This is a genomic window from Erwinia sp. MYb416 (assembly GCF_037479575.1).
In the GTDB taxonomy this organism is placed as follows: domain Bacteria; phylum Pseudomonadota; class Gammaproteobacteria; order Enterobacterales; family Enterobacteriaceae; genus Erwinia; species Erwinia rhapontici.
Genome location: NZ_JBBGYT010000280.1, coordinates 1 through 947, shown reverse-complemented (window position 1 = coordinate 947; position 947 = coordinate 1). Strand labels below are relative to the sequence as shown.

3 protein-coding genes are annotated in these 947 nt (G+C 57.9%); all 3 read right to left on the bottom strand.

Features of this window, described 5'->3' with window-relative positions; all coding sequences use genetic code 11:
* On the bottom strand, positions 1-210 hold a 210-nt coding region (locus WH277_RS02515; protein WP_339504230.1), incomplete at its 3' end, for a DUF4865 family protein.
* Entirely contained in the window at positions 207-605 is a 399-nt protein-coding gene (locus WH277_RS02510) for a tautomerase family protein (protein ID WP_200641635.1), read from the bottom strand. The genes WH277_RS02515 and WH277_RS02510, both read right to left, overlap by 4 nt.
* A 5-nt stretch (positions 606-610) precedes the next feature.
* Positions 611-931 (bottom strand): carboxymuconolactone decarboxylase family protein, encoded by a 321-nt coding sequence (locus WH277_RS02505; protein ID WP_339455306.1) that lies wholly within the window; start codon positions 929-931, stop codon positions 611-613.
* Positions 932-947 lie beyond the last annotated feature (16 nt).

The following is a 947-nucleotide window of genomic DNA, read 5'->3' as shown; positions in this document are numbered from 1 at the left end:
CGTCATACTTTTACTGTCCTGCCAGAGGTAAAAGGGAGCGTAAAGAGGGTCAGTGGAGCTTTGCGGACTGCCATATTCGGCATAGCAATATGCCTTAAGAATCAGGCCCGGAAAGCCATCAAGCCGGTGGCCATTTTCATGGATTCGGGTGGTGATGATCGCCATGTCATAGTCATTGGGCAGGCGGAAACGATATTGCATGGCAATCATTCGTCATTCTCCACCGGCCAGTGAAAGGCGTTACCGCTGGCAAAAGACCAGTCCTCTGGCTGCGTAAAGCTCAGGGTGACCATCACATCCTCCGGGCGCACCGACAGTTCAGAGGCCAGTCGGTGTGCCAGATGATGATAGAACTGATGTTTTTGCTGTGTCGAGCGGGGCCGGCCGGCAGTGATATGGAACCAGATAAATCCCTCCGAGCGTGGGCCGCCAAGATAGTGGCGCGGGAACACGCGCTGGCCTGGCGCATATTCATCCAGCAACTGAAAACAGTCGTCGGTGGGGACGTCGAAGAAGTCCACCAGGGTTCGGTGCAGAATCTCAGACAACGCCTGGCGGAAAACCGGCGTTGTGCCTGCGGGCAGAGCAATACGGCTGAAAGGCATGTCGGTTACTCCTGAGGTTGATGACCGGGCTGGGGTAACTGGCTGAGGGCTGAGACGGCAGCGGGCCAGCCGCAGTAGAACGCCAGGTGCGTCATCACTTCGGCCAGTTCGGCGTTACTAAGGCCATGTTGCCGGGCAAAATCCAGGTGCCAGGGTAACTGCTGGTCGCGGCCGAGGGCGATTAACGCCGCCACTGTGATCAGGCTGCGCTCGCGCTTACTCAGTTCGGGTCTCTGCCAGATCGTGCCGAACAATGTCTGCTCAGTTATCGCTGCCAGCGTGGGCGCGACGCTGGCCAGGCTGTGACGGTCAAGAGGGATGGTCATGTTGCTGTTCCTGTAG

Bases quoted from the DNA above. Each gene is read 5' to 3' on its own strand.
- WH277_RS02510 (WP_200641635.1), bottom strand. From the start codon at position 605: ATGCCTTTCAGCCGTATTGCTCTGCCCGCAGGCACAACGCCGGTTTTC.
- WH277_RS02505 (WP_339455306.1), bottom strand. From the start codon at position 931: ATGACCATCCCTCTTGACCGTCACAGCCTGGCCAGCGTCGCGCCCACG.